Here is a 23,718-nt window from a genome sequence, read left to right on the forward strand (position 1 = left end):
GCACATGTCCATCCCGCTCGTCGCCTTCCTCGTGTTGATCGTGGCCTTCGCCATAGGCTCGTTCACCAAGATCAACGCCGGGCTGATCGCGCTCGTGGCCGCCTTCGGCGTCGGCACACTCCTGGCCGGCCTGCCCATCACAGACGTGATTAGCGAGTTCCCGTCCGGCTTGTTCTTCGTTCTCGTGGGGGCGACGCTGCTCTTTGCCATCGTGCGCATCAACGGCACGATCGACCTGCTCGCCTACTGGGCCGAATGCCTCGCGGGCCACCGCAAGCTGCTCGTACCCGTGCTCATGTTCTTACTCACGGCCGTGCTCGCCACGGCGGGCGCCTTCACCCCGGCCGCGATCGCTATCGTGGCCCCGGTAGCGCTCACCCTCGGTAGCCGCTTCGGAATCAGTACCCTGGCCATGGGACTCGTAGTGGTGCAGGGCGCAAATGCCGGCGCGTTCTCACCGGTCAATCCGTTCGGCGTGCTCGCCAACGTGATGCTCGACGATGCCGGTGCAAGCGCCGACTCACTCAAGCTGTTCGTGTATTGCTTCGTGTTCAACGCGCTTCTTGCCTTCGTTGCCTATGCGGCTGCGCAGAAGATCATGGGCGGACGGCTTCGCCGTGCGGCCGAGCAGTCGGGTGAACCGAGTAGCGAGAACGTGACGGGTGCCGGCGCCATCGGGACCGCCCCCGGAACCCGGGCGGGCGTATCCGTTCTCACGCGGCCGGTGAGGATGGCACCAGTGAAGGTGGCCGCGACGCCTATCCGGGTGCTCACCCTCGCCGGGCTCGGGGTGCTGCTCGCGCTCACGACCGTCTTCGGCATCGATGTGGGGGTGGCGTCGTTCGTGATCGCCCTCGCGCTCATCGTGGCGAACTCGAGCGTGCAGAAGTCGGCCGTGGAGAGCATGCCATGGTCGGCCATCCTGCTTGTCACCGGGATCGTCACCTACGTAGGCATGCTCGAGGCCATTGGCGCGCTCGAGGAGCTGCAGAACGGCATCGCCGGCCTCGGCAACAGCTCGCTCGCGGCCCTCGTGACGAGCTATGTCGTGGCGATTGTCTCGGCGTTCGCGTCGACCACCGGCACCCTGAGCGTGATCAGCCCGCTCGTCACGCCCATTGCACTCGACCCGCTGCTCAGCCCCATCGGCGTCATCACGGCAATCGCCATCAGCGCGTCCGTGGTGGATGTCAGTCCCATGTCCACGAGCGGCGCGCTGCTCATGGCCAGCGCTCCGCCGAAGGACGAGCGGCTGTTCTTCCGCGCGCTGCTGGTCTGGGCTGTCGTCATGATCGCCGTCGTGCCTGTGCTCGTGTGGTTCTGCTTCGTGCAGCTTGGTATCGGCTAACCAATACTCCTCCCTCGAAAGGTTTTCTCATCACTCACTCCACCGTTCTCGCGCCCACCACCCTCGCGTGGATCACCCGCCTGATCGCTTTCGACACCACCAGCCGCAATTCGAACCGGGAGTTGATCGACGTTATCGACACGGAGTTGCGGGTACAGGGGCTCGAGCCGGTGCTCGTACCCAACTCCGATGGTACGAAAGCCAACCTCGTGGTCACGATCCCGGCACACGACGGGTCGACTACGGGCGGCGTGATGCTCGCCGGCCACACCGACGTGGTTCCCGTGGACGGGCAGGCGTGGAGCAGCGATCCGTTCACCGCAGAGCTGCGCGACGACCGGCTGTATGGCCGGGGCGCCGCCGATATGAAAGCGTTCAGTGGTGTCATCCTCGCGTTGCTGCCAGAGCTTCTGTCCCGGCCGCTTGCGACACCGCTGCACCTTGCGTGGACCTACGACGAAGAGGTGGGATGCCACGGTGCCATCACCCTGCTGGCCGACCTGGCCGCGCGAGGCATCCGCCCAGACATCTGCGTGGTGGGGGAGCCGACCAGCATGCGTGCGGTGTCGGCGCACAAGAGCAGCTACCTGTACCGGGTGAGTTTCACGGGGCTGGCCTCGCACTCCTCCAACACACCCAATGGCGTCAACGCCATCGAGTACGCGGCACGGGCTATCACGTTTATCCGCTCGATCGCCGACGAGCACCGAGTGAACGGGCCTTTCGATGCAAGCTTCGAGGTACCGTACACAACCATCAACGTGGGCACGATTTCGGGCGGGGCGGCCGTCAATACGGTCGCCGAACGCTGCGATTTTGAATTTGAATTTCGCGCGATCCCGGGAGTCTCCACCTCCGCGATCTTCTCCCGCATCGAAGACTTCGTGCTCGGGGAACTGCGCCCCGCTATGCGGGCCGAACATGCAACCGCCGACGTGTCGTTCGCCCCGATCGGCGCCGTTCCCGCCCTGAGCGCGGCCGGAACCGGCGCCGCGCTGCAGCTGGCGCACGAGCTCACCGGAACAAGCTCTGAAGAGACCGTCGGGTACGGCACCGAGGGTGGCCTTTTTCAGCTGGCCGGAATCGACACCGTCGTCTGTGGCCCGGGCAGTATCCGCCAGGGTCACACCGCCAACGAGTACATCGACGTGGCGCAAATCAGTGCCTGTGAAGATTTCATGCGCGCACTCGCTGGGCACCTGGCACACCAGCACTGACCTGATCGCACCCCTTCGGCACAGAAAGAATCCCATGACCAACGCGTCAGCAGCCCCCGCCGTTTCCGGCACGACCCAAACGGATGGCCCCGCCCTGGCCGAGAGGCGGCGACAGGCCCGCAAGGCAGTCGTGGCCGCGTCGATCGGCAACGGGCTGGAATGGTTCGACGTGATCGTCTACGGCACCTTCGCCGTGACCATCGCGAAGTTGTTCTTCCCCACGGCCGACGAGACAGCGTCGCTGCTGCTCGCCTTCGCGTCGTTCGGCGTCTCGTTCATCATGCGGCCACTCGGCGGCATCCTGATCGGACGCTACGCGGACCGCGCCGGGCGCAAGGCGGGAATGCTCGTGTCCATCTCGGTGATGTTCCTGGGCACTCTCTTGATCGTGCTGGCTCCCACGGCCGCGACGATCGGCGTGGCCGCGGCAGTGATAATTCTCGTGGCCCGGTTATTGCAGGGTTTCGCCGCTGGCGGGGAGTTCGGCACCGCTACCGCGTTCCTCATCGAGTACGCACCGCACCGTAAAGCGTTCTACGGAAGCTGGCAGGTGGCCACGCAGGGTGCCGCCATGCTGCTCGCCGGGCTCTTCGGATTTTTCCTGAACAACTATTTGAGTCAGCAGAGCCTCGAAAGCTGGGGCTGGCGGATTCCGTTCATCTTCGCGCTGCTGATCGGGCCGGTGGGTTGGTACATCCGCTCGAAGATGCAGGACACCCCGGAATTTCTGGGTATGACGCCGTCGACATCGCCGCTGAAGGACACGTTCGTTGCCAACGGCGGGCGTCTTTGGACGATGGTGGGCGTCGTGGCGCTCGGGTCGGTAGGTATCTACATAGCCCTGTTCATGCCGACCTATGCCATCGTGAACCTGGGCATGCCCACCGAGGGCGCGTTCGTCTCCACGCTCGTGTTCGGCGTGGTGATGAGCGTCGGCTCGCCGTTCATCGGCAAGCTCGCCGACGCTGTGGGGCCGGCCCGAGTGATGACCTGGGCCGCCACGGGAACGCTGCTGCTCGGCGTTCCCCTCTTCATTCTGCTCAACCAGTCACCCACCCTCATGACCATGATCGGCATCGAGCTGGTGCTCGGCGTGCTGGCCACGGCGTACTTTGCGCCGCTACCGGCAATCATGTCGGCAATGTTCCCCGTGCAGATTCGCACTACGGGGTTGTCGCTCGGTTACAACATCGGCGTGACGGTGTTCGGTGGTTTCGCTCCGTTTATTCTCACGTTCCTCATCAGCACTACCGGTTCCCTGCTCGTGCCTGGGTACTATCTCGTGGCGATTGCGGCACTGTCCCTCGGTAGCATCATGGTGTCACGGCGAGTGTTCCAGCAGCGGTAGCTGGAACTTGGCCCGGTTGCGCTGTTTTCGCCCAGGCACAACGCAACACGAGAACGCTTACTAAACGGGATTGAGATTTGAGCCGTACCGTGCACTGGCGGCCGGGGCCGGGGTGGGAGGCATGCCCTAAACTGGCGAGCGTGACTGATACACGGCAGAAACTCATCGACTTCATTTCGGCCGAGGCCGTATTTCACGGAGACTTCGTTCTCACGAGCGGCAAGAAGGCCACGTACTACGTGGACCTACGCCGGGTGAGCCTCGATCATCGGGTCGCCCCCCTGATCGGGCAGGTCATGCTCGACCTCATTGGGGACGTGCCGGACGTCGTCGCTGTCGGCGGCATGACGATGGGGGCCGACCCCATTGCCGCCGCCGTCATGCACCAGGGCGCTGCCCGTGGTGCCAGCTACGACGCGTTCGTCGTGCGTAAGGAACCGAAGGACCACGGCCGTGGCCGCCAGGTCGAGGGCCCTGACCTGGCCGGTAAGCGCGTGATCGTGCTCGAAGACACCTCGACCACCGGCGGATCCCCCCTCGCGGCCATCGATGCTCTGCTCAAGGTCGGCGCCGAGATCGCCGGCGTCGCCGTTGTGGTCGACCGCAATACCGGTGCCCGCGAAGTGATCGAGGCCGCCGGTTACCCTTACTTCGCCGCGATCTCCCTTGAGGACCTGGGGCTGCAGTAGTGGCACCAGACGGCGACGAGCGCGGAATCGACTGGCTCGCGTCGCAGCCCGGCCACAGCGCCGATGACGCAGACACGACCGGTAAGGCCGAGGTCGTTGCCGGTAACGACGCCGAACTTGATGCACCTCATTCGACTACCCAGAAAACGGATGTCCCCGCGCCCGCGCCCGGGTTCAGCCGTCGAGCCGGTGCCGCCGACCCGGTTAAAGTCGAACCGGCCGTCGCCCAATCGATCGCACCGCCCGTTTCGGCTGGCCCGGCTACCCCTGCCGGGCCGGCTCCGTGGTGGACGACTCCGCTTCCGCAACGGGCCGAAGTCCAACCGGTCGAACTAGCCCAGGCGCCCGCTGCCATGCCCTCCGCCGTACGTACCGCCGCACCGAGCGCCGCCGCACCGAGCGCCGCCGCACCGAGCGCCGCCGCACCGAGCGCCGCCGTACCAAGCGCCGCCGCACCGAGCCACCACCGGTCCAGGCTCGGCGCTCCCGACTCCCGCCAGGCCGCCCTGATCTGGACGACCGTCGGGCTGCTCGCGCTCATCGTGCTCGTCGGGCTGTTCTTTCTTGGCCAGCGTCTCGTTGCGAGCCCGGTGGCTGCGCCGATCGCATCCGTTTCGCCGGCTCCGGCTCCGACGTCGACACCCACGCCAACACCGGAGGTTACGGCGACGCAGCCCGCCGGGGTGCACGAGTGGAACACCCTGTTCGGTGGCGAGTGCCTCGAACCGTACGCCTCACCGTGGGAGGAAGATTTCACGGTCGTTGATTGCGCAGCCTCCCACACCGCCCAGCTGGTCTACCGCGGCACCTTCGGCGGCAACCAGGCCACGATCTTTCCGGGCGAGGCCGCGCTGGCCGCCCAGATCAATCTGTTGTGTACGAAACCCGGCATCCTCGACGTGACCGCGGCGGGCGCCTACTCAAACCTGCAGATGCAGGGCAGCTACTCGATCACTGAAGAGCAGTGGAACACCGGATCGCGCGACTACTTCTGCTTCGTGAGCCGCGCCCCGACCGAAGCGCTCGCCGCGAGCATCGTGGGACCAGGCCCCGTCGCCTAGCAGGCGGCTGATTACTCCGCAGGATCTCCGCAGGATATCCGCAGGCTCGATCAGCGGGCGGGAAAATCCGTCAGATCGACGATTGGTCGAGGAAGCCGATCTCGTCGCTCTCGACCGGCTCCGTTGTGAGCAGTTCGTGCACGCCAGCCACGATCTCGTCGGGACGGAACGGGTAGCGATTGATTTCGACCTCGTCGCTGATGCCGGTCATCACGAGGATCGTGTGCAGCCCGGCCTCGATGCCGGCGACGATGTCGGTGTCCATGCGGTCGCCGATCATGCCGGTGTTCTCCGAGTGCGCACCGATCTTGTTCATCGCCGAGCGGAACATCATCGGGTTGGGCTTGCCGACGACATAGGGCTCCATGCCGGTGGCCTTGGTGATCAGCGCCGAAATAGCGCCGGTCGCCGGCATCGGGCCGTCCTTGCTTGGTCCTGTCGCATCCGGGTTGGTCGAGATGAACCGCGCTCCGCCGAGGATCAGCCGAATCGCCTTGGTGATCGCCTCGAACGAGTAGTTGCGCGTCTCGCCGACCACAACGTAGTCCGGGTCGGTCTCGGTCATGATGAACCCGGCCTCGTGCAGCGCGGTCGTAATGCCGACCTCGCCGATCACAAACGCCGTGCCACCGGAGACCTGAGACTTCAGAAAGTCCGCCGTCGCGAGCGCCGAGGTCCAGATGCGGTCCTCCGGCACGTTGAGACCGCTCGCGCGCAGCCGGGCGCTCAGATCCCGCGGCGTGAAAATCGAGTTATTGGTGAGCACCAAAAAAGGCGTGCCAGAGTCGGTCCACTGCTGCAGCAGCTCGGCGGCCCCCGGGAGGGCCTGGTTCTCGTGTACGAGCACACCGTCCATGTCGGTGAGCCAGCATTCGATTTCGTCGCGTCGTGCCATCAGGCGCTCCCTCTCGTCGACCCCAGCCTAGCCGCGCGAAGTTTCACAACGGTTACGCGCATCCGTCTACTCAGTGGAGCCGCGCTCACTCGAAATCTCCGCGGCTCAGGCGGTAACCCAGATCGACGCGGCCGCCGCCGGCGTGACCAGCCGACTTTGGCCATCCGCTAACACGATGGTCAGCGCCGCCGCCAGAGTGAACTCGGTGCCTGGCCCGATCAGATCGGCGGCGAGCTCGCGCAGCACAGCCGGGTCGCGATCGCTGACGCGCAGCACGCTTCCCGCATGCCCGACTGTGGCCTCCGCCAGCAGCACCGCCGGCGGTCGAAGCACGGTGCCATCGGCGGCCGGAATCGGATCGCCGTGCGGATCGTGCGCCGGAAACCCGAGGCGGGTATTGATCGCCTCGAGCAGCCGGTCCGAGATGGCGTGCTCGAGAATCTCAGCTTCGTCGTGCACCTGATCCCAGTCGTAGCCCATTTCGCCGACCAGCCAGGTCTCGATCAGGCGATGCCGGCGCACGACGGCGGTCGCGCGCAGCCGGCCAGCGTCGGTCAGCGCGAGCGGCCCGTAGGGAACGTGGGTAATGAGTCCGCTCGCGGCGAGCTTCTTGACCATTTCGGTCACGGATGACGGTGCCACCCCAAGCCGCACGGCCAGCGCCGACGGGCTGATGAGGTCGCTCTGCCACTCGGTATGGGTGTAGATGGTCTTGAGGTAGTCTTCGGCTGCGCCTGTGGTGTGATTCATAGCACTTTCAGGGTAGCTGGACGTTTCGCCCCGGATGTGCACCGATTCAGGCGCCGGTGAAGACGAGTACGAGCAGCACCACGTTGAGCGCAACGAGGGCCAGTGCGCAGATGATGCCGGCCGTCGTGGTGAACCAGCGGTTGGCGAAGGTACCCAAGATACCCCGCTGAGCGGTGAGCCAGACGAGTGGAATCAGCGCAAACGGGATGCCGAACGACAGCACCACCTGGCTGAGCACGAGCGCTTCGGTCGGGTCGAAACCGGCCCCCAGAATGACTAGTGCCGGAATCAGCGTCACCAGGCGGCGCAGCAGCAGGGGCACTCGAATGTGCAGGAGGCCATGCATGATCTCGGCCCCGGCATACGCTCCGACCGAGGTCGACGCGAGTCCGGAAGCTAACAGTCCAATCGCGAACGTCGTCGCTATCGCCGGTCCGAGCGTGTTCTGCAGGGCGGCGTAGGCACCCTGGAGCGTGTCGGTGCCGTCGACGCCCTGCAGTGCGGAGGCCGCGAGCAGCAGGATCGCCAGGTTCACGGTTCCGGCAATAGCCATCGCGATAGTGACATCCCATTTCGTGGCCCACAGTAGCCGGCGGGTGGCCACGACTCCCTGCCACTCCGGAAATCGATCGCGGGCGAGCGACGAGTGCGCGTAGATGGCGTGGGGCATGATCGTTGCGCCGAGAATGGAGGCCGCCAACAACACCGAGTTGGAGCCCTCGAACCGCGGCACCAGGCCGGACAACACCGATCCTCCGTCGGGCGGGGACAGAAATACGCCGGCCATGAAGCCGACGACGATGATGAGCATCAGAGCGATGATGACGCGCTCGAAGATGCGCGGGCCTCGCCGGGACTGCACCATGAGCACGAACATCGATATGGTCCCGGTGATGATGCCGCCCCAGATCAGGGGCAGGTTGAACAGCAGGTTGAGTGCAACCGCGCCGCCGATGATCTCGGCCAGGTCGGTGGCCATCGCCACCAGTTCGGCCTGCAGCCAGTACATGCGGCGGGCGAGGGGTCGCTTCATCCGCAGACCGAGAATTTCCGGAAGGCTGGTTCCCGTGACGATGCCGAGCTTCGCCGACAGGTACTGAATCAGCCAGGCCATGACATTGCCGGCTACGACCACCCACACCAGCAGATAGCCGTAACGGGCGCCGGCGGTCATATTGCTGGCCACGTTGCCCGGGTCGAGATAGGCGACACCGGCGACGAGTGCCGGCCCCAGAAGCCAGAGCAGCCGGGTGGAGGCGACCGTGGTGGGAGCGTGCGAAAGCAGACGATCTGAGACCAGGACATCCGATTTAGTCATACCGAAACCCTAGCCAGAATTTAGGCTCACCGAAACCCTGCTGTCAACAATTTTGGTGGTCCAATAAACGAATATGACGATTGCGTTCAGCCGGCCGCTGACGAGAACGATGCGATCAGACCAGCCGCGTAGGGTGCCAGGGCCAGAAGCGCCCACGCCGGGTGCGCGCGTCGTTCGGCGTTCTTCGGATCCCAGCTGAAAAGGGCGACTGCCAGGACGAAGGCGACGGCTCCTCCCGCAACGAGGATCGCGAGCGACCACCATGGCTGCGTTGTCGCCTGCCCCATCGCCAGTCCTGCGAACGCATCCATCGCGTGGGTCGTCGGGAGGAGCAGCGCGACCTGAGCAAGTGTCGGGGGAAGAATGTTGGCGGGGAGCATGAGGCCGCCGAGGATCATTGACGGCAGAAAGATAAGTTGAGACAGCAGGACCGTTAACCGGGTGTTCGCCGCCACAACGCCGATCAGCGCTCCGGCCCCGGCGAGTGCGAAGGCCGACGCCAGGAAGACGAGCAGGAATCCCGCCCAGTTGACGGGTGCTTCGCCGTTGAAGATCAGGGGCGCCGTGACAGCGATGACGACCGTCACCAGGAGTGCATGGAGCATGCTGGTGATTACGGGGATCGACAGCAGCGGCGGGGCGGGCACACCGTTGATCTTGAACGAGCGAAACACTCCGGCGTTTCTCGCGCTGACGAGCGTGTCCGGCATTCCCAGCAGGGCCCCGCTCATTATCGCGAACAGCGACATCGCTGGCACGATGGTGGTCAGGAAGCCCGGATTGATCTCTCCGAGGAGGGTCCCGAACATCAAGTAGCCGCCCAGGGGAAACAGGTAGTTCATCAGCATCAGCGTCTTATTGCGGATGCCGACTCGAAACTCAAAGCCGAGGTGCATGATGAAGGCCCTCATGGACTCGTGTGCTCCGTCGTGATTTCGAGAAACCGGTCTTCAAGGCTCGGCCGCTCGACACGCAGATCGATCAGCACGTCTTTTCGGTCCGTGATGAACGAGATGAGTGCTGAAACGGTCCGCCCGACGTCGGTGCTGAAGTAGATCACATACGCGTCGCGACTCTGCGTTTGTTGCACGGCCGGGAAGACGGCGTCCGGCAGGCTCAGGCAGCCGCCCTCGGTGCGCACCGAGATGCGGGTGAGGCCGCCACCCGTGGCCGTCAGTTCCATCGGAGTGCCGATCGCGGCGATCCGCCCCCGGAGCAGGATCGCAACCCTGCTGGCCAGTTCGGACGCCTCGGCCATGTCGTGCGTGGCGAGAAGGATCGTTGTACCGTCGTTCTGGAGCTCCCGGATGAGCTCATGAAGCATGACCCTAGACGCCACGTCGAGGCCGGAGGTCGGCTCGTCGAGGATGACCACCGCGGGACGGTGCGCCACGGCCAGCGCGAGAGACAGTCGGCGCTGCTGGCCACCGGACAACTCGTGGTACTGGGCATGGCGCTTCTCCGTGAGGCCGACTCGTTCGATCAAATCGAAGCGCGGTGCAATCCTGTGGTACGTGCAGAAGAAGCGCATTGCCTCGTCCACGCGCATGCTGTCCGGCAGGGCCGAAGCCTGGAGTTGTCCCCGATCAGTCGACTGAGCCGTCGCCCGACCCGGCCGGGGTCGACATCGTCGACTCGCAACGTACCGCCGTCAGAGCGCCTCAACCCCTCGAGACATTCGAGCGTCGTGGTCTTGCCGGCACCATTAGGTCCGAGCAGACCGAAGACCTCCCCACGGCTCACATCGAGGCTGATCCCGTCGACCGCGATGAAGCCACCATAGGACTTGCGAAAGTCCTTGATCAGGATCATGGTCTCGCTCATGGCATCACCTTAGTGAGGACTGCCGACGAGCGGTATCGGGGAAGGCGCGGCCGGTCTCGCAGTGCGTGAGACCGTCTCGGCCGCGGGATACGGTTAAGCAGTGAACGAAAGCGTAGTCAACCTGCCAGTGCCCGCGTCGGCTGAGAATCCCACGCCCGAGCGATCCACCTACGGCGTCGGCCCGTGGCCGGGGGAGTGGCCGAGCGAGGACCGCTACGACTCTGAACTGCTGGAACACGGCGACACCCGCAACGTGATCGACCGCTATCGCTACTGGAACATGGCCGCGATCGTCGCTGACCTGGACGAGCACCGTCATCCGTTTCACGTGGCCATTGAGAACTGGCAGCACGACATGAACATCGGTTCGATCGTGCGCAGCGCCAACGCGTTCGGCGCCGACACCGTTCACATCATTGGTCGCCGCCGCTGGAACAAGCGCGGAGCCATGGTCACCGACCGCTACCAGCACGTGCTGCACCACGTGGATGTCGCCGCCTTCGTCGAGTGGTGTGCCGGTGAATCGCTGCCGGTTATCGCCATCGACAACGTGCCGGGCAGCGTCATCATCGAGACCTTCAACTTTCCCGAACGCTGCGTGCTCTTGTTCGGCCAAGAAGGTCCCGGGCTGTCGGAGGAGGCCATCGCGGCGGCTGATTCCATCGTCGAAATCAGCCAGTTCGGGTCGACCCGGTCGATCAACGCTTCGGCCGCAGCGGCCGTCACCATGCATTCCTGGGTGGTGCAGCACCGGTTCTGAGATTTTCTGCAGGCGGTGACGGTTTGGCGATAGCGTGACGTTATGACTGCGATCACAGACGATCTCCCGGCCCGACTCCTCCACGAAGAAAACGCCGGATGGCAGGCCATTCTCGGCGGTGAGGGCGGCGCGTATTACCAGCGCGAAATGACCGACGATGGTCTGATGATCGTGCCCGGCGCCGTCATCACCCGCGATCAGGTCACCGCTTACTTCGACCAGGCTGCACCGTGGGAGAGCTACGGCATATATGAGCCAGCCATCATTCGCCTGGGCGGGCATGCCGGAGTCGTGGTCTACCGGGCGGTTGCCCGGCGAGGCGAGGTCGTCGCCGAGTTGAACATTTCGACGACCTACCTGTTCGTCAATGGCGGTTGGCGGGTCGCGGCCCGACAGCAGACCCCGGCCTGACCGGCCCTGTTTGTGGCTCTCGGCCCGGCGCCGGGAGCGACCGGCCCCGGGCTTGGTAGGATCGAGTGTGACTGGCGACAATTTGATTTCAGAGCCCGAGACCCTTCTTCCCGCAGAACCGGAGGTGCTCGAGGCCTTGCGCCGAACCGCGAGGAGCGAGATCTCCGCCGTCGCGCAGGTGCACCCGACATCCCCGCTGGCGTGGGCCGAACTGTCCGATGCCACCCACGCGGAGGGCCGCATCCTCGAGTCATACGCCTACGCCCGGGTCGGTTATCACCGCGGACTCGACGCCCTGCGCAAGGCCGGCTGGCGCGGACACGGCCCCATTCCCTGGCGCCACGAACCCAACCGCGGCGTGCTCCGCGCCCTGTTCGCACTGCGCCGCGGCGCTGCAGAAATTGGCGAGACCGACGAAGTTGCCCGTCTCACGGCCTTTCTCGCGGATGCCGATGCGAGCGCCATCTCTATCATCGCCACCCTGCACACCGGCAGCCCGGGGTTCGACCCGGCGCCGCCCACCGAAGCTTTTGTTATTCGAGGAGAAGACTAAATGCCCGCGATCGTACTCATCGGTGCCCAGTGGGGCGACGAGGGCAAGGGAAAGGCGACCGACCTGCTCGGCAGTCGGGTCGACTATGTCGTCAAGTTCAACGGCGGTAACAACGCCGGACACACCGTCGTCGTCGGCGACGAGAAGTATGCGCTGCACCTGCTGCCGTCGGGCATTCTGAGCCCCGGCGTCACCCCGGTCATCGCCAACGGCGTCGTCGTCGACGTCGAGGTTTTGTTCGAAGAACTCGACGCCCTCTCCGGGCGCGGCGTCGACGTCTCCCGGCTCAAGGTCAGCCTCAACGCGCACGTCATCACCGCCTACCACCGCACCCTCGACAAGGTCACCGAACGTTTCCTGGGTAAGCGCCAGATCGGCACCACCGGGCGGGGCATCGGCCCGGCGTACGCCGACAAGATCAACCGCGTCGGCATCCGCGTGCAAGACCTGTTCGACGAGAACATCTTGCGGCAAAAGGTCGAGGGAGCCCTCGACCAGAAGAACCACATGCTGGTCAAGGTCTACAACCGCCGCGCCATCGAGGCCGAAGAGATCGTCACCGAGCTGCTCAGCTACGCCGAACGCCTGCGTCCGATGGTTGCCGACACCGCCCTGCTGTTGCACCAGGCCCTGAACGCCGGCAAGACCGTGTTGTTCGAGGGCGGCCAGGCCACCATGCTCGACGTCGACCACGGCACTTACCCCTTCGTCACCTCGTCGAACGCCACCTCGGGTGGCGCGGTGACCGGTTCCGGCATCGCCCCGAACCGTATCGACCGGGTCATCGCCGTGGTCAAGGCCTACACGACCCGGGTCGGCAGCGGTCCCTTCCCCACCGAGCTGTTCGACGAATCAGGCGAATACCTGCGCGCCAACGGCTTTGAGTTCGGCACCACCACCGGCCGCCCGCGCCGCTGCGGCTGGTACGACGCCCCGATCGCCCGCTACACCGCGCGCATCAACGGCGTCACCGACTTCGTGCTGACCAAGCTCGACGTACTAACCGGCCTCACCGAGATTCCGGTCTGCGTGGCCTACTCGGTCGACGGCGTGCGTGTCGAAGAAGTACCGGTCTCGCAGAGCGACTTCCACCACGCCATTCCGATCTACGAGAACTTCCCTGGCTGGACCGAGGACATCACCGGCGTGCGCACGTTCGAGGAGTTGCCCCAGGCGGCGCAGGACTACGTACTCGCCGTCGAGTCGATGAGCGGATCGCGAGTGTCGGCGATCGGTGTCGGTCCCGACCGTGAAGCCATCGTGGTGCGTCACGATCTGATCGACTGATCTGAATCGCCGGCCGGCCGCTAATTCGGCCGGTCGCCGCAATCGGGAACAATTCCTCACTTTTACCTGTCACACTGGGCGAGTGAACGCCGTGAGACCCCATTCCCTGACCCTGACCGGTCGTTTTGTGCAGCTGCAACCGCTCGGAAGTGCGGTGCTGCCCGACTTGGCGCGCGCCATCGCGCACCCGGAGGTGTTCGCGGCCGGCTTCGGCGGCGGCCCCGCTGCCCTGCACCGCGATGTTGACGGCTTCGTCAAATGGGCGCATGACTACTTTCAATGGGAAGGCCTGCCCTACGTGGTGCGGCTGCTCCGCGGCCCGAACGACGGCGACGTCGTCGGCACCACGACCTTCGGTGACATCGACGTCGCCAACGAATCTGGCCACGTCGGGTGGACCGCCTACGACCCCCGCGTCTGGGGCACCGCCGTCAATGCCGAAACCAAACTGCTCGTGCTCGGCAACGCCTTCGAGAACGGCTTTGGCCGGATCGAACTGCAAACGGATGCCATCAACGCGCGTTCCCGTGCCGCTATCCTCGGCATCGGCGCCACGTACGAGGGCATCCTGCGCCGCGATCGTCGCCGCGCCGACGGCACCTGGCGCGACAGCGCCGTCTACTCCATCCTCGCCGACGAGTGGCCGACCGTGCGCGCCGGGCTGCAGGCTCGCCTCGATGCGTTCGAGGGCAGGTTCGTGGCGTACCGGAGCCGGCGACCGACCGGCCCAGCCGGCACCATCAGCGGTGGCGGCCCGCGAGGCGATAACCGCGGCAGCCCGGAGGCCGTGAACGGAACCGATCTGGAACGCGACATCGAGGCCGACACCACGCAGTAGGGGCGCCGTGCAATGTTCGTCGCTTGCATTCGGAGCTTTGTGAAGGTTGTGCTCACTCGGGTCGGTGCTCGACACCGCCCGCTATAGGCTCGGAGCGTGCCTTCATCGCCTGCCGCCAGCAAGAGCCTCGTTACCCTGCAATTCCTCGGGATGGGGCTGATCTGGGGCTCCAGTTTTCTGTTCATGAAGATCGCCCTGGACGGCGTCAGTTTTGGTCAGATCGCGTGGTCGCGTCTCGTGCTGGGCGGCCTGACTCTCGGACTCATCGTGTTGCTCAACCGGCCGCGCATCGGCACCGCGCCGGTGCTGCCGCGGGAGGGGGTGGTCTGGCTGCACTTCCTCGTGATTGCCGTCAGCGGATGCGTGATTCCGCACCTGCTCTTCGCCTGGGCCGAGCAGTACGTTTCGTCGAGCTTGGCCAGCATCTACAACGCGGTCACGCCGATCATGACGGCGCTCATGGCCACCCTGGCGTTTCGGGTGGAGAAGCTCGTGCGTGCCCAGGTTGTCGGCGTCGTGCTCGGCATAGTCGGCGTCGTCGTCATCATCGGTCCGTGGCAGTATTCCTCGCTCACCGGTGACCTGTGGGGCCAGCTCGCCTGCCTCGGCGCGGCGGTCTGCTACGGCTTCACCTTCGGCTACACCCGTCGTTTTCTAAGCGGCCGGCCGATCGCCGCGTCGACGTTTGCCTTTCTCAACATCGGCATTGCCGGCGGAATCATGCTGCTGCTGACACCGGTGCTGGCCTGGAGCCCGGTGGAGCTGACCGGTCCGATCGTGCTGTGTCTCCTGGCGTTGGGCGTGCTCGGCACCGGCGTCGCCTACATCTGGAACATCAATGTGCTGCGCGCCTGGGGCCCGACCAACGCGTCGACGGTGACTTATGTGACGCCCGTGGTCGGCGTGGTGCTGGGGGTGCTCGTGCTCGGCGAAACATTCTCCTGGCATGAGCCGACCGGGGCACTGCTGGTGCTGCTCGGCATTGTGCTCACGCAGAAACGGTTGCGGCTCGGGTCATTCGGGCTCGGAGGCCGGGAGGCGGCGGCATCCGTGGAAACCAGTGATGGTCGGGGGCATGCATTATCGTGAAAGCATGGCCGTATACGAGGAACTACCCGCCGACGCCGACGCGGCTGCGATAGCGCAGCTGCACAGCATTCGCGAGAGCATCGACAACATCGACGCTGCCCTCATCCACCTGCTGGCCGAGCGGTTTAAATTCACGCAGCAGGTGGGTCGGCTCAAGGCGGCCCACGGGCTTCCCGCCGCCGACCCGGCGCGCGAACTCCTGCAGATCGACCGCCTGCGCGGCCTCGCCGAAGACGCCCACCTCGACCCGGCTTTCGCGGAGAAATTCCTGAATTTCATCATCGCCGAGGTGATTCATCACCATGTGAAGATCGCCGGCGGCGAATCGGTGGCCCCGGTGCGTGCTGCGGGCGGGGCGGTGCACCCGACGCCGCATCCGCCGACCGCGGCCAGCGCGGCCTCGTGATCGTCGGTCTGTGACCGTGCGCTGGCACCCGCACTCGCTGCCCGACCAGGCCGGCAAGACCTTCGTCGTCACCGGCGCCAACGCCGGGCTCGGCTACTTCACGAGCGAGCAGCTCGCCGGCACGGGCGCCCACGTCGTGCTCGCCTGCCGCGACGAGTCGAAAGCGAATGCCGCGGCGGCGGCCATTCGCGCCCGCGTGGCCGGGGCATCCGTTTCTGTGTTGCATCTCGATGTGGCCGACCTGAACTCGGTCGCGCGGGCCGGGGAGACCCTCGGTGCACTGCCGCAGCTCGATGGACTTATTCTGAACGCCGGAATGGTGCACCCGCCGACCGACCGGGCGGTGAGCCTCGACGGCAACGAGCTCGTCTTCGCCACCAACTATCTGGGGCATGTGGCGCTGACGGCGGCTGCCTTGCCCGCGCTGCTGCGCACGCCAAAGAGCCGGGTCGTGTCACTGGGTTCGTTGATCTCCCGGCTGATGGATTCGGCGCTCGATGACTTGCAGTTGGAGACGACCTACAGCGGGTGGAAGGCTTATGCGCAGTCCAAGATTGCGATGCAGGTGTTCGGGTTCGAGCTCGACCGGCGGTTGCGGGCCGCGGGCGTCGGCGGGGCCAGCGGGGTGTCGTCGCTGGTCGCGCATCCGGGATATTCCATTTCGGGGTTGACCCCCGGCATCCGTTCGGTCAATGACGTCTCGCCCCGCAAACGCGTGATCGACACGCTGCAAGCACTGGTCGGCGCTCAGGGCAAGCATCGTGGCGCGTGGCCGACCGTGCGTGCCGCCATCGACCCTGCGGCCCACGGCGGCCAATACTTCGGCCCGAGCTTGCTGTTGCGCGGCCGTCCGGTCACCCAACCCGCCACCCGAACCTCGCGCGATCGCTCCATCGCCGAGAACCTGTTCGGGAGAACCGCTGGGCTGTTGGGCGCCCCGTTCCCCCTCTAGCCTCTCCTTCCGGCGGGAGCTGGAAACTAGGCGAAAGCGGCGGGGAGGGTGGTGCGGTGTCGATTGTGCATCTCCGGCAGTGAGGCCGCGAAGACGTCCTGAACCTCGAGGGCGTGCAGGGTGACGTCGGTCACGCCGATGCGCAGCACCGGAATGTAGCGGCCGGCACACAAGCCGAGAAACTTTACGTCGTCTTCGCGCGGCACGCTTACGATGACGCGACCGGCCGACTCCGAGAACAGGGCAGTGGATGCGTCCACCCCGTCCCGATCCAGAATGTCACCGAGCCAGACCCGAGCGCCCACACCGAAGCGCATCACGGCTTCGGCGAGGGCCTGGGCGAGCCCACCCTCGCTGAGGTCATGGGCGCTGTCGATGAGGGCTTCCTTCGATGCGGCGTGCAGCAGCCCGGCGAGGGCCTTCTCCCGGCCGAGATCCACAACCGGCGGACGACCACCGAGGTGGTTGTGCACGACACCGGCCCAGGCCGAGCCGTCGAGTTCGAGGCGGGTCTCACCGAGCAGATAGATGTTGTGCCCGTCGTCCTGCCAGCCGCTCGGGATGCGGCGGGCGACGTCGTCGATCACGCCGAGCACGGCGACGACCGGGGTGGGGTGAATCGGCTGGTCGCCGGTCTGGTTGTAGAACGAGACGTTGCCGCCGGTGACCGGGATCTCCAGCTCGAGGCATCCGTCGGCGAGAGCCGTTACGGCCTCACGGAACTGCCACATGACCTCGGGGTTCTCGGGGGAGCCGAAATTGAGGCAGTCGCTGACGCCGGCCGGGATCGCGCCGGTCGCGGCGACGTTGCGATAGGCCTCGGCGAGGGCGAGCTGCGCGCCGCGGTACGGGTCGAGCTGGCAGTAGCGGCCGTTCGCGTCGGTGGCGATGGCGAAACCGAGGCCGCTTTCTTCGTCGACGCGGATCATTCCACCGTCGTCGGGAAAAGCCAGCGCCGTGTTGCCCTGTACGTAGTGGTCGTACTGGTCGGTGATCCAGCTCGGGTCGGCGAGGTTGGGCGAGCCGAGCAGGTCGAGGAACTGCTCTCGCAGGGTCTCGCCGTCGAGCGCACGCGGCAGCACGGAGGCAGTGTCGGCCTGCAGGGCGTCGATCCAGGTCGGGTAGGCGAGCGGGCGCTCGTAGACCGGGCCATCGACGGCGACGGTGCGTGGCAGTACGTTGACGATTTCTTCGCCGTGCCAGTTGATGATCAACCGGCCGGTATCGGTGACCTCGCCGAGCACGCTGGTCTCGACGTCCCACTTCTTGGTAACGGCGAGAAAGCCCTCGAGCTTTTCGGGCGTGACGATCGCCATCATGCGCTCCTGGCTCTCGCTCATGAGAATCTCTTCGGCGGTGAGCGTGGGGTCGCGCAGCAGCACCTTCTCGAGTTCGATGAACATGCCACCGTCGCCGTTGGAGGCGAGTTCGCTGGTCGCGCACGAGATACCCGCCGCGCCGAGGTCCTGGATTCCCTCGACGAGTTTGCCCGCAAACAGTTCGAGGCAGCACTCGATGAGCACCTTCTCGGCGAACGGGTCGCCGACCTGCACCGCGGGGCGCTTGGTGGGCCCGCCGGCGCTGAACGTGTCCGAAGCGAGAATGGATGCCCCGCCGATGCCGTCGCCGCCGGTGCGGGCTCCAAACAACACGACCTGGTTGCCGACGCCGCGGGCGTTGGCAAGGTGCAGGTCTTCGTGGCGGAGCACGCCAACCGAGAGAGCGTTGACGAGCGGGTTGCCTTGGTAGACCCGGTCGAACACGGTTTCGCCGCCAATATTGGGCAGGCCGAGGCAGTTGCCGTAGAAGCTGATGCCCGAGACCACGCCGTGTACGACGCGGGCGGTATCGGGGTCGTTGATATCGCCGAAGCGGAGGGCATCCATCACGGCGACCGGGCGGGCGCCCATCGAGATGATGTCGCGCACGATGCCGCCGACGCCGGTCGCAGCGCCCTGGAACGGTTCGATGTAAGAGGGGTGGTTGTGCGATTCGATCTTGAACGTGACCGCCCAGCCCTCGCCGACGTCAAGCACACCGGCGTTTTCGCCCATGCCGACCATGAGGTTTTTCTTCATGGCGGGGGTGACCTTGTCGCCGAACTGGCGCAGGTACATCTTCGAGCTCTTATAAGAGCAGTGCTCGCTCCACATGACTGAGTACATGGCGAGCTCGCCGCTCGTCGGGCGGCGGCCCAGAATGTCGCGGATCTTCGCGTACTCATCGGCCTTGAGCCCGAGAGCGCCGTAGGGCTGCTCCTTCTCGGGCGTCGCAATGGCGTTGGAAACGGTGTCGGCGACGCCGTGGGAAGAAGTTTTGGAAACAGCGTTCACGTGTGGAATTCTCCCCGAGATAGCGGATGCTTGACCGGGCAAGTCTACCGGTCGCCCCGACCCCGCCTGCAGGCAGTGTGAATTAGCGCGTGTATTGAGTAGATGGTGTCGTGGTGTCGTGGTGTCGTGGTGTCGTGGTGTCGTGGTGTCGCCGGCGCACTGGCTTGCGCTGTAGAGTTCAGCGCTTTGCGCGGTGGTGTCTTCGCCCCGCCGGTGGACCCCGACCAGGTACTTCTTTCTGCGCCCCGCACCCGACCGTCCGCAGGCTGCTCGACGACGGTGAACCCGGGCGGCCATTCACCGACTGAGCGCCACGGGTTCAGTTCGCGGGTGTTTGTCGGTCCGGTGGGTGTCAGGGGCCGTTGCGGTGATGAAGCGGCGCCCCGGTGCATGGCTGCGGGACCTTTCTCAGCCTAGGCCGATTGCCTTTGGTATTCTGAGGAAATAATGGACCCTGATAAACCCTCGCCCCTTTCATCGCATCTCCGCACAACGTCCCCGAATTTGAGGGGGCCACATGCTGTTTGAGTGGGCGCTGGTGGGGGTAGGCCTGCTCCTTACCGTGGGCACGGGTATTTTCGTGGCGGCCGAGTTCTCTCTCGTCACGTTGAACCGTAACGATCTTGAGGCCCGTCAGGAACGTGGCGAAAAGCGTCTCGGACCGACCATCAAGGCGCTGAAGATCACGTCGACGCATTTGTCGAGTGCGCAACTCGGCATCACCCTGACAACGCTACTGGCCGGGTTCACGTTCGAGCCGGCCATCACATCTCTGCTGACCGAGCCGCTCGCGGGTGTCGGTGTACCCGACGGCCTGATCCCCGTGCTTGGTTCCATCATCGCGATTTCGCTGGCGACTCTGTTCTCCATGGTGATCGGCGAACTCGTGCCGAAGAACTTTGCTTTGGCCGTTCCGTTGGCCACGGCCAAGATCGTCGTGCCCCCGCAAGCGCTGTTCACTGCGGTGTTCAAGCCCATCATCTTGCTGTTCAACAACACCGCCAACGCGCTGATCCGTCTGGTGGGCATCGAACCTAAAGAGGAACTGTCAGGTGCACGCACCGCGGAAGAACTCAGCTTCCTGGTGCGGCGGTCGGCCCTGGAGGGCGTGCTCGACACCGATCACGCGGCCATGCTGCACCGCACCCTCCGGTTCGCCGATCACACGGCGGCCGACGTCATGACACCTCGGGTGCGGATGGCCTCCGTCCAGGTCGCTGATACAGCCCAGAGCATCGTGCGGCTGTCCACGGCCACCGGCTTTTCGCGTTTTCCCGTCATCGATAAGAACTCCGACGACATCGCCGGGGTCCTCCACGTCAAGCAGGCCTTCGCGGTCGAGCTCGACCGCCGCGATCAGATCACTGCCGACGAACTCAAGGTGGACGCGCTGCGTGTGCCTGAGTCGATGGCCGTGGACACTCTCCTCGCTCTGCTGCGTAAGCACGGCTTCCAGATCGCGGTCGTCGCCGATGAATACGGCGGAACGGCGGGCATCGTCACGCTGGAGGACCTCGTCGAGGAACTCGTGGGCGAGCTGGAAGACGAGCATGATCGGGCGAAAGCCGGCGTCATCCGCTCGGGTCGGTCCGTGGTGTTCGACGCCAGCTGGCGGCCGGACGAACTGCTCGACCGCACCGGTGTCACCGTTCCCGACGACGGCGACTACGAAACCGTCGCCGGGTTCATCGCCGATCAGCTCGACCGGATTCCCGAGGTGGGCGACGAGGTCCCTGTCGACGGAGGGGTCCTGCGGATCGACCGGGTGGATGGCGTGCAGGTCCAACGCGTGCGCTACACCCCGTCTGACCCTGAACATGACCCAAGTCTGGCCACCAGACACGACCGCATCGTCAACCAAATTCAGAAGGACCTGAACCATGAGTGAGTACTGGCCGGGCTTGATCTGGCTCGTCGTGCTGTTGATCATCAACGCATTCTTCGTCGGCGCCGAGTTCGCCGTGATCTCGGCCCGCCGGTCGCAGATCGAACCTCTAGCCGAACGCGGTAGCAAGGCAGCGAAGACCACCCTGTGGGCGATGGAACACGCGACCCTGATGCTGGCCACCAGCCAACTCGGCATCACCGTGTGCTCGCTGCTGATTCTGAACGTTTCCGAGCCGGCCATCCACGGCCTCTTGGAGTACCCACTTGCCGTGTCCGGACTCTCCGACGCGGCGATCAGCGTGATCGCTTTTGGCATCGCTCTGGCGCTGGTGACCTTCCTGCACGTCGTCTTCGGCGAAATGATTCCCAAGAACATCTCGTTCTCCGTTCCCGACCGCGCTGCGCTTATCCTGGCGCCGCCGCTCGTGCTCGTCGCCCGCATTTTCCGCCCCGTTATTGGCAGCTTGAACTGGTTGGCGAACGGGGTGCTGCGCCTGGTCAAGGTGCAGCCGAAAAATGAGGCGACCAGCGCGTTCACCCTCGACGAGGTCGCCGGCATCGTGGAAGAGTCCACGCGCGAAGGAATTCTCCAGGATGCCTCGGGCACCCTCTCGGCTGCGTTCGAGTTCACCTCGAAACGAGTCTCCGACGTGGAGGTACCCATCTCGTCCATGGTTCACCTTCCCGCCTTGGCGTCTCCGTCCGACATCCAACGGGCCGTCGCCAAGCACGGATACTCCCGCTATATCCTCACGGACGTGGACGGGCATCCCACGGGATACCTGCACCTCAAGGACGTCATGGACCTCACCGACGGAGATGCGTTCACCCGGCCCGTGCCCAGCAAACGCATCCGTCGTCTAGCTACGGTCTTCCGGGACAGCGAGCTGGAGGATGCCCTGGCAGCTATGCGTCGCCGCGGAGCGCACGTCGCCACGTCCTTCGACGCGGACGGTGTCGCCACCGGAGTCTTGTTCCTCGAAGACATCATCGAAGAACTCATCGGAGAAATCGAAGACGCCACCACCGTGTAGCCGCGCGCGAACAGCCGGGGCGGATCCGTGCTCCGGCAAGACGCGACCTCGGGAACCGGCTCCTGTTCCACGTCACTCCGAACCTCAACCAGAGCGTCCAAGACAAGCTGCGCTGGGCTTGTTCGACCTGCACCTAACTGCCTACTTGTTTAACGTGGAAGCGAGCGCGCCGAACATGTATCCCGTTTGAGGTTCGGCTTACGGGTCAACTCGATGCGGCTGATCCTTCGCGGTCTTTTTCGTCCTGGAAGTCAAAGCGATGACCGCGCTGGCAGCTGAGAGGACGGCTAGCAGCAGAGCGAGAACCAGACTAAAAATATGCCGTCCGTTGGTTCCGGTGTCTCCGTTCGCGATCGCAATTATCTGGATCGTTGCATTTGCTAGCCAGAGCACGACCATTGCGAGGCTGAGCCCGACCTGGTGCCTGCCAATCCACAAAATCATCCGTCCGCCAGTCATGGTGTCAATATATCCGCGCTCTCCCAATTCCTACGAGCCCGATAGAGGGTTCCCGTGCGGACTGCCCAGGAGAGTCTGCGGCCACCTGTGACAAGAATCACTGGCATGGGCGCGCCTCTGATTTCTTGGGCTGCAAGGCCGACTGACCGCACCGCACTGTCAGCCCTCCGCCTGCGGATCTCAGTGCCGTCTAGTGGATGGGATGTCGGCACCCTCGTAGAGTGACACCTGCACGCCGTGCCGCGGATGGATGGCTTATACGGTTCAATATCTGGCGACTCGACTCCCTCAACAACCACTTCGAGCAATGAAGCGACAGCCTCATCGAAACGGCTGGAAGCATGAAAGGAGATCGCTTGGAACACCGCCAGCGATGGTGAGTCCGGGAAGTCCTGTCGGGCACGCTCGAAGACTTCCACCGAGCGAGCGAACTCGCCGAGATTCCGCAACGTGGATCCGTACTGGACGTAGCATCGGCGCAGCAGATCACCCGAGAGGCCAACCTGGAGCGCTTGCTCGTAGAACGATCGCGCGGTCTGCTCCTTACCGGCAGTGTCGTAAGCGCCGCCCACTTCGTACAGCACGCGAGCGTCAGCCGGGTGTTCCGCCAAAATTGGTAGCAGCGCATCGATTGTGGGCTGGATGTTATTCCGATCGCGAACAGTGAAGATCCTGTCGAGCTCCTCATCAAGTGTCATTCGTCTATTGTGCCCTCACCGCGATTGTCCGCTGAAGGTCTCCGTTTCGAAACGAAGGGAGACTCTTTGATCTCCTGTGCAGGCGTCTCGGCCATCACCACTTCCGATCTCGTCGTCGGCCCTGGTCAATTCTTGAAGATCAACACGCGCGTCGTGTACGCCACGACGGGGCAGGGGGTCGTGTGGCTGGCCCCATCGACCTACGTGGTCTATTCGCCACACAATCCTGACGACGAATGGGTTCTCGAACGCCACACAAGTACCGCCCCGATCGCTCTGCCTCAGGAAGAGGGATCCGCCCACCCGTTCCTTGACGCCAACGCCGTCCAGTTCGTCGATTCACCCCACAGCATCACACGCTGCAGTCAGCGTCGATCCTTGAACGATCAACACCCAGAACCGCGCCTGTTGCTCCACCAACTCATACTTCGACCACACCTACAACACCTCACAAAAATCGAGTGTTGCGACGACCAATTGAATCCGCCCAGCCCTTCGGCTACTGCGTACTGATCACTCACTTTCATGCCTTCACAAAGCATGAAAGCGCAGGAACCGGTA

Annotated in this window: 24 protein-coding genes and 1 pseudogene; 15 read left to right on the plus strand and 10 right to left on the minus strand. The window is 64.8% G+C overall.

What is annotated here, in order from left to right; translation table 11 throughout:
* Positions 1 to 4: 4 nt before the first annotated feature.
* From E3T50_RS10045 to E3T50_RS16235, 5 genes are all read left to right on the plus strand, one after another.
* Positions 5 to 1,348, plus strand: coding sequence for an SLC13 family permease (locus tag E3T50_RS10045; RefSeq protein WP_134551697.1), 1,344 nt, complete (start codon positions 5 to 7; stop codon positions 1,346 to 1,348).
* The gene (gene argE / locus E3T50_RS10050; protein WP_241990853.1) at positions 1,315 to 2,565 is read left to right on the plus strand and encodes an acetylornithine deacetylase; all 1,251 of its coding nucleotides are present in this window, start codon (positions 1,315 to 1,317) and stop codon (positions 2,563 to 2,565) included. Before E3T50_RS10045 ends, argE begins: the two co-directional genes overlap by 34 nt.
* 34 nt (positions 2,566 to 2,599) lie before the next feature.
* Entirely contained in the window at positions 2,600 to 3,913 is a 1,314-nt protein-coding gene (locus E3T50_RS10055) for an MFS transporter (protein ID WP_134551698.1), read from the plus strand.
* Positions 3,914 to 4,053: 140 nt separating this feature from the next.
* Entirely contained in the window at positions 4,054 to 4,602 is a 549-nt protein-coding gene (gene pyrE / locus E3T50_RS10060) for an orotate phosphoribosyltransferase (RefSeq protein ID WP_134458443.1), read from the plus strand.
* Positions 4,602 to 5,663, plus strand: a complete 1,062-nt coding sequence (locus E3T50_RS16235; RefSeq protein ID WP_166784267.1) for a hypothetical protein — start codon at positions 4,602 to 4,604, stop codon at positions 5,661 to 5,663. The genes pyrE and E3T50_RS16235 overlap by 1 nt, the downstream gene beginning before the upstream one ends.
* 70 nt (positions 5,664 to 5,733) lie before the next feature.
* Here the strand turns inward: E3T50_RS16235 and E3T50_RS10075 are convergent, their stop codons facing one another.
* The 6 genes from E3T50_RS10075 to E3T50_RS16245 form a co-directional block, all read right to left on the minus strand.
* On the minus strand, positions 5,734 to 6,558 hold the full coding sequence (locus tag E3T50_RS10075; RefSeq protein WP_134551700.1) for an HAD-IIA family hydrolase: 825 nt from the start codon (positions 6,556 to 6,558) through the stop codon (positions 5,734 to 5,736).
* A 105-nt stretch (positions 6,559 to 6,663) separates the two neighbouring features.
* The gene (locus tag E3T50_RS10080) at positions 6,664 to 7,308 is read right to left on the minus strand and encodes a metal-dependent transcriptional regulator (RefSeq protein ID WP_134551701.1); all 645 of its coding nucleotides are present in this window, start codon (positions 7,306 to 7,308) and stop codon (positions 6,664 to 6,666) included.
* 46 nt (positions 7,309 to 7,354) lie between these two features.
* Positions 7,355 to 8,626, minus strand: a complete 1,272-nt coding sequence (locus E3T50_RS10085) for an Nramp family divalent metal transporter (protein ID WP_134551702.1) — start codon at positions 8,624 to 8,626, stop codon at positions 7,355 to 7,357.
* Between the two features lie 86 nt (positions 8,627 to 8,712).
* Positions 8,713 to 9,537 carry an ABC transporter permease gene (locus E3T50_RS10090; protein WP_134551703.1) on the minus strand — a complete coding sequence of 275 codons (825 nt, stop codon included), beginning with the start codon at positions 9,535 to 9,537 and terminating at the stop codon, positions 8,713 to 8,715.
* Positions 9,534 to 10,112: an ATP-binding cassette domain-containing protein gene (locus tag E3T50_RS16240; protein ID WP_166784268.1), complete on the minus strand. Its 579-nt coding sequence runs from the start codon at positions 10,110 to 10,112 to the stop codon at positions 9,534 to 9,536. The genes E3T50_RS10090 and E3T50_RS16240 overlap by 4 nt, the downstream gene beginning before the upstream one ends.
* Positions 10,109 to 10,450 (minus strand): ATP-binding cassette domain-containing protein, encoded by a 342-nt coding sequence (locus E3T50_RS16245; RefSeq protein ID WP_166784269.1) that lies wholly within the window; start codon positions 10,448 to 10,450, stop codon positions 10,109 to 10,111. The genes E3T50_RS16240 and E3T50_RS16245 overlap by 4 nt, the downstream gene beginning before the upstream one ends.
* Before the next feature lie 127 nt (positions 10,451 to 10,577).
* On the opposite strand from E3T50_RS16245, the gene E3T50_RS10100 reads away from it, so the two are divergent.
* The 8 genes from E3T50_RS10100 to E3T50_RS10135 all read left to right on the plus strand — a co-directional run bounded on the left by E3T50_RS10100 (position 10,578) and on the right by E3T50_RS10135 (position 16,746).
* Complete coding sequence (locus E3T50_RS10100; protein ID WP_134551751.1) at positions 10,578 to 11,210, plus strand: TrmH family RNA methyltransferase; 633 nt, start codon at positions 10,578 to 10,580, stop codon at positions 11,208 to 11,210.
* Positions 11,211 to 11,252: 42 nt separating this feature from the next.
* A complete protein-coding gene (locus tag E3T50_RS10105; RefSeq protein WP_134551704.1) occupies positions 11,253 to 11,621 on the plus strand; it encodes a DUF4440 domain-containing protein in 369 nt (122 codons plus the stop codon).
* 67 nt (positions 11,622 to 11,688) lie between these two features.
* Positions 11,689 to 12,174 (plus strand): DUF3151 domain-containing protein, encoded by a 486-nt coding sequence (locus E3T50_RS10110; RefSeq protein ID WP_134458429.1) that lies wholly within the window; start codon positions 11,689 to 11,691, stop codon positions 12,172 to 12,174.
* The gene (locus E3T50_RS10115; RefSeq protein WP_134458427.1) at positions 12,175 to 13,461 is read left to right on the plus strand and encodes an adenylosuccinate synthase; all 1,287 of its coding nucleotides are present in this window, start codon (positions 12,175 to 12,177) and stop codon (positions 13,459 to 13,461) included.
* An 82-nt stretch (positions 13,462 to 13,543) separates the two neighbouring features.
* Positions 13,544 to 14,299, plus strand: coding sequence for a GNAT family N-acetyltransferase (locus E3T50_RS10120; protein ID WP_134551705.1), 756 nt, complete (start codon positions 13,544 to 13,546; stop codon positions 14,297 to 14,299).
* A 150-nt stretch (positions 14,300 to 14,449) separates the two neighbouring features.
* Positions 14,450 to 15,388, plus strand: coding sequence for a DMT family transporter (locus tag E3T50_RS10125; RefSeq protein ID WP_134551752.1), 939 nt, complete (start codon positions 14,450 to 14,452; stop codon positions 15,386 to 15,388).
* A 4-nt stretch (positions 15,389 to 15,392) separates the two neighbouring features.
* Positions 15,393 to 15,794, plus strand: coding sequence for a chorismate mutase (locus E3T50_RS10130; protein ID WP_134551706.1), 402 nt, complete (start codon positions 15,393 to 15,395; stop codon positions 15,792 to 15,794).
* Positions 15,795 to 15,804: 10 nt separating this feature from the next.
* Positions 15,805 to 16,746 carry an SDR family NAD(P)-dependent oxidoreductase gene (locus tag E3T50_RS10135; protein WP_241990854.1) on the plus strand — a complete coding sequence of 314 codons (942 nt, stop codon included), beginning with the start codon at positions 15,805 to 15,807 and terminating at the stop codon, positions 16,744 to 16,746.
* 26 nt (positions 16,747 to 16,772) lie between these two features.
* On the opposite strand, the gene purL is transcribed toward E3T50_RS10135, so the two are convergent.
* The gene (purL, locus tag E3T50_RS10140; RefSeq protein WP_134551707.1) at positions 16,773 to 19,079 is read right to left on the minus strand and encodes a phosphoribosylformylglycinamidine synthase subunit PurL; all 2,307 of its coding nucleotides are present in this window, start codon (positions 19,077 to 19,079) and stop codon (positions 16,773 to 16,775) included.
* A gap of 520 nt (positions 19,080 to 19,599) precedes the next feature.
* Between purL and E3T50_RS10145 the strand changes: the two genes are divergently transcribed.
* Positions 19,600 to 20,967, plus strand: a complete 1,368-nt coding sequence (locus E3T50_RS10145; RefSeq protein WP_134551754.1) for a hemolysin family protein — start codon at positions 19,600 to 19,602, stop codon at positions 20,965 to 20,967.
* Complete coding sequence (locus tag E3T50_RS10150; RefSeq protein WP_134551708.1) at positions 20,960 to 22,000, plus strand: hemolysin family protein; 1,041 nt, start codon at positions 20,960 to 20,962, stop codon at positions 21,998 to 22,000. Before E3T50_RS10145 ends, E3T50_RS10150 begins: the two co-directional genes overlap by 8 nt.
* Positions 22,001 to 22,198: 198 nt before the next feature.
* Here E3T50_RS10150 and E3T50_RS10155 read toward each other — a convergent pair whose 3' ends face one another.
* The 3 genes and pseudogenes from E3T50_RS10155 to E3T50_RS16975 all read right to left on the minus strand — a co-directional run.
* Positions 22,199 to 22,459, minus strand: coding sequence for a hypothetical protein (locus E3T50_RS10155; protein WP_134551709.1), 261 nt, complete (start codon positions 22,457 to 22,459; stop codon positions 22,199 to 22,201).
* Positions 22,456 to 23,157, minus strand: a complete 702-nt coding sequence (locus E3T50_RS10160) for a tetratricopeptide repeat protein (RefSeq protein WP_134551710.1) — start codon at positions 23,155 to 23,157, stop codon at positions 22,456 to 22,458. Before E3T50_RS10160 ends, E3T50_RS10155 begins: the two co-directional genes overlap by 4 nt.
* Before the next feature lie 211 nt (positions 23,158 to 23,368).
* Positions 23,369 to 23,595 (minus strand): annotated as a pseudogene (locus E3T50_RS16975) (IS30 family transposase); the annotation flags it as partial.
* Positions 23,596 to 23,718 lie beyond the last annotated feature (123 nt).

The organism is Cryobacterium gelidum (assembly GCF_004403985.1).
Classification (GTDB): Bacteria; Actinomycetota; Actinomycetes; order Actinomycetales; family Microbacteriaceae; genus Cryobacterium; species Cryobacterium gelidum.

Excerpts from the sequence above, each read along its gene's own strand:
- E3T50_RS10045 (WP_134551697.1), top strand. The coding sequence starts at position 5 with ATGTCCATCCCGCTCGTCGCCTTCCTCGTGTTGATCGTGGCCTTCGCC.
- E3T50_RS10055 (WP_134551698.1), top strand. The coding sequence starts at position 2,600 with ATGACCAACGCGTCAGCAGCCCCCGCCGTTTCCGGCACGACCCAAACG.
- E3T50_RS10075 (WP_134551700.1), bottom strand. The coding sequence starts at position 6,558 with ATGGCACGACGCGACGAAATCGAATGCTGGCTCACCGACATGGACGGT.
- E3T50_RS10080 (WP_134551701.1), bottom strand. The coding sequence starts at position 7,308 with ATGAATCACACCACAGGCGCAGCCGAAGACTACCTCAAGACCATCTAC.
- E3T50_RS10085 (WP_134551702.1), bottom strand. The coding sequence starts at position 8,626 with ATGACTAAATCGGATGTCCTGGTCTCAGATCGTCTGCTTTCGCACGCT.
- E3T50_RS10090 (WP_134551703.1), bottom strand. The coding sequence starts at position 9,537 with ATGAGGGCCTTCATCATGCACCTCGGCTTTGAGTTTCGAGTCGGCATC.
- E3T50_RS16245 (WP_166784269.1), bottom strand. The coding sequence starts at position 10,450 with ATGAGCGAGACCATGATCCTGATCAAGGACTTTCGCAAGTCCTATGGT.
- E3T50_RS10105 (WP_134551704.1), top strand. The coding sequence starts at position 11,253 with ATGACTGCGATCACAGACGATCTCCCGGCCCGACTCCTCCACGAAGAA.
- E3T50_RS10115 (WP_134458427.1), top strand. The coding sequence starts at position 12,175 with ATGCCCGCGATCGTACTCATCGGTGCCCAGTGGGGCGACGAGGGCAAG.
- E3T50_RS10125 (WP_134551752.1), top strand. The coding sequence starts at position 14,450 with ATGGGGCTGATCTGGGGCTCCAGTTTTCTGTTCATGAAGATCGCCCTG.
- E3T50_RS10130 (WP_134551706.1), top strand. The coding sequence starts at position 15,393 with ATGGCCGTATACGAGGAACTACCCGCCGACGCCGACGCGGCTGCGATA.
- E3T50_RS10150 (WP_134551708.1), top strand. The coding sequence starts at position 20,960 with ATGAGTGAGTACTGGCCGGGCTTGATCTGGCTCGTCGTGCTGTTGATC.
- E3T50_RS10155 (WP_134551709.1), bottom strand. The coding sequence starts at position 22,459 with ATGACTGGCGGACGGATGATTTTGTGGATTGGCAGGCACCAGGTCGGG.
- E3T50_RS10160 (WP_134551710.1), bottom strand. The coding sequence starts at position 23,157 with ATGACACTTGATGAGGAGCTCGACAGGATCTTCACTGTTCGCGATCGG.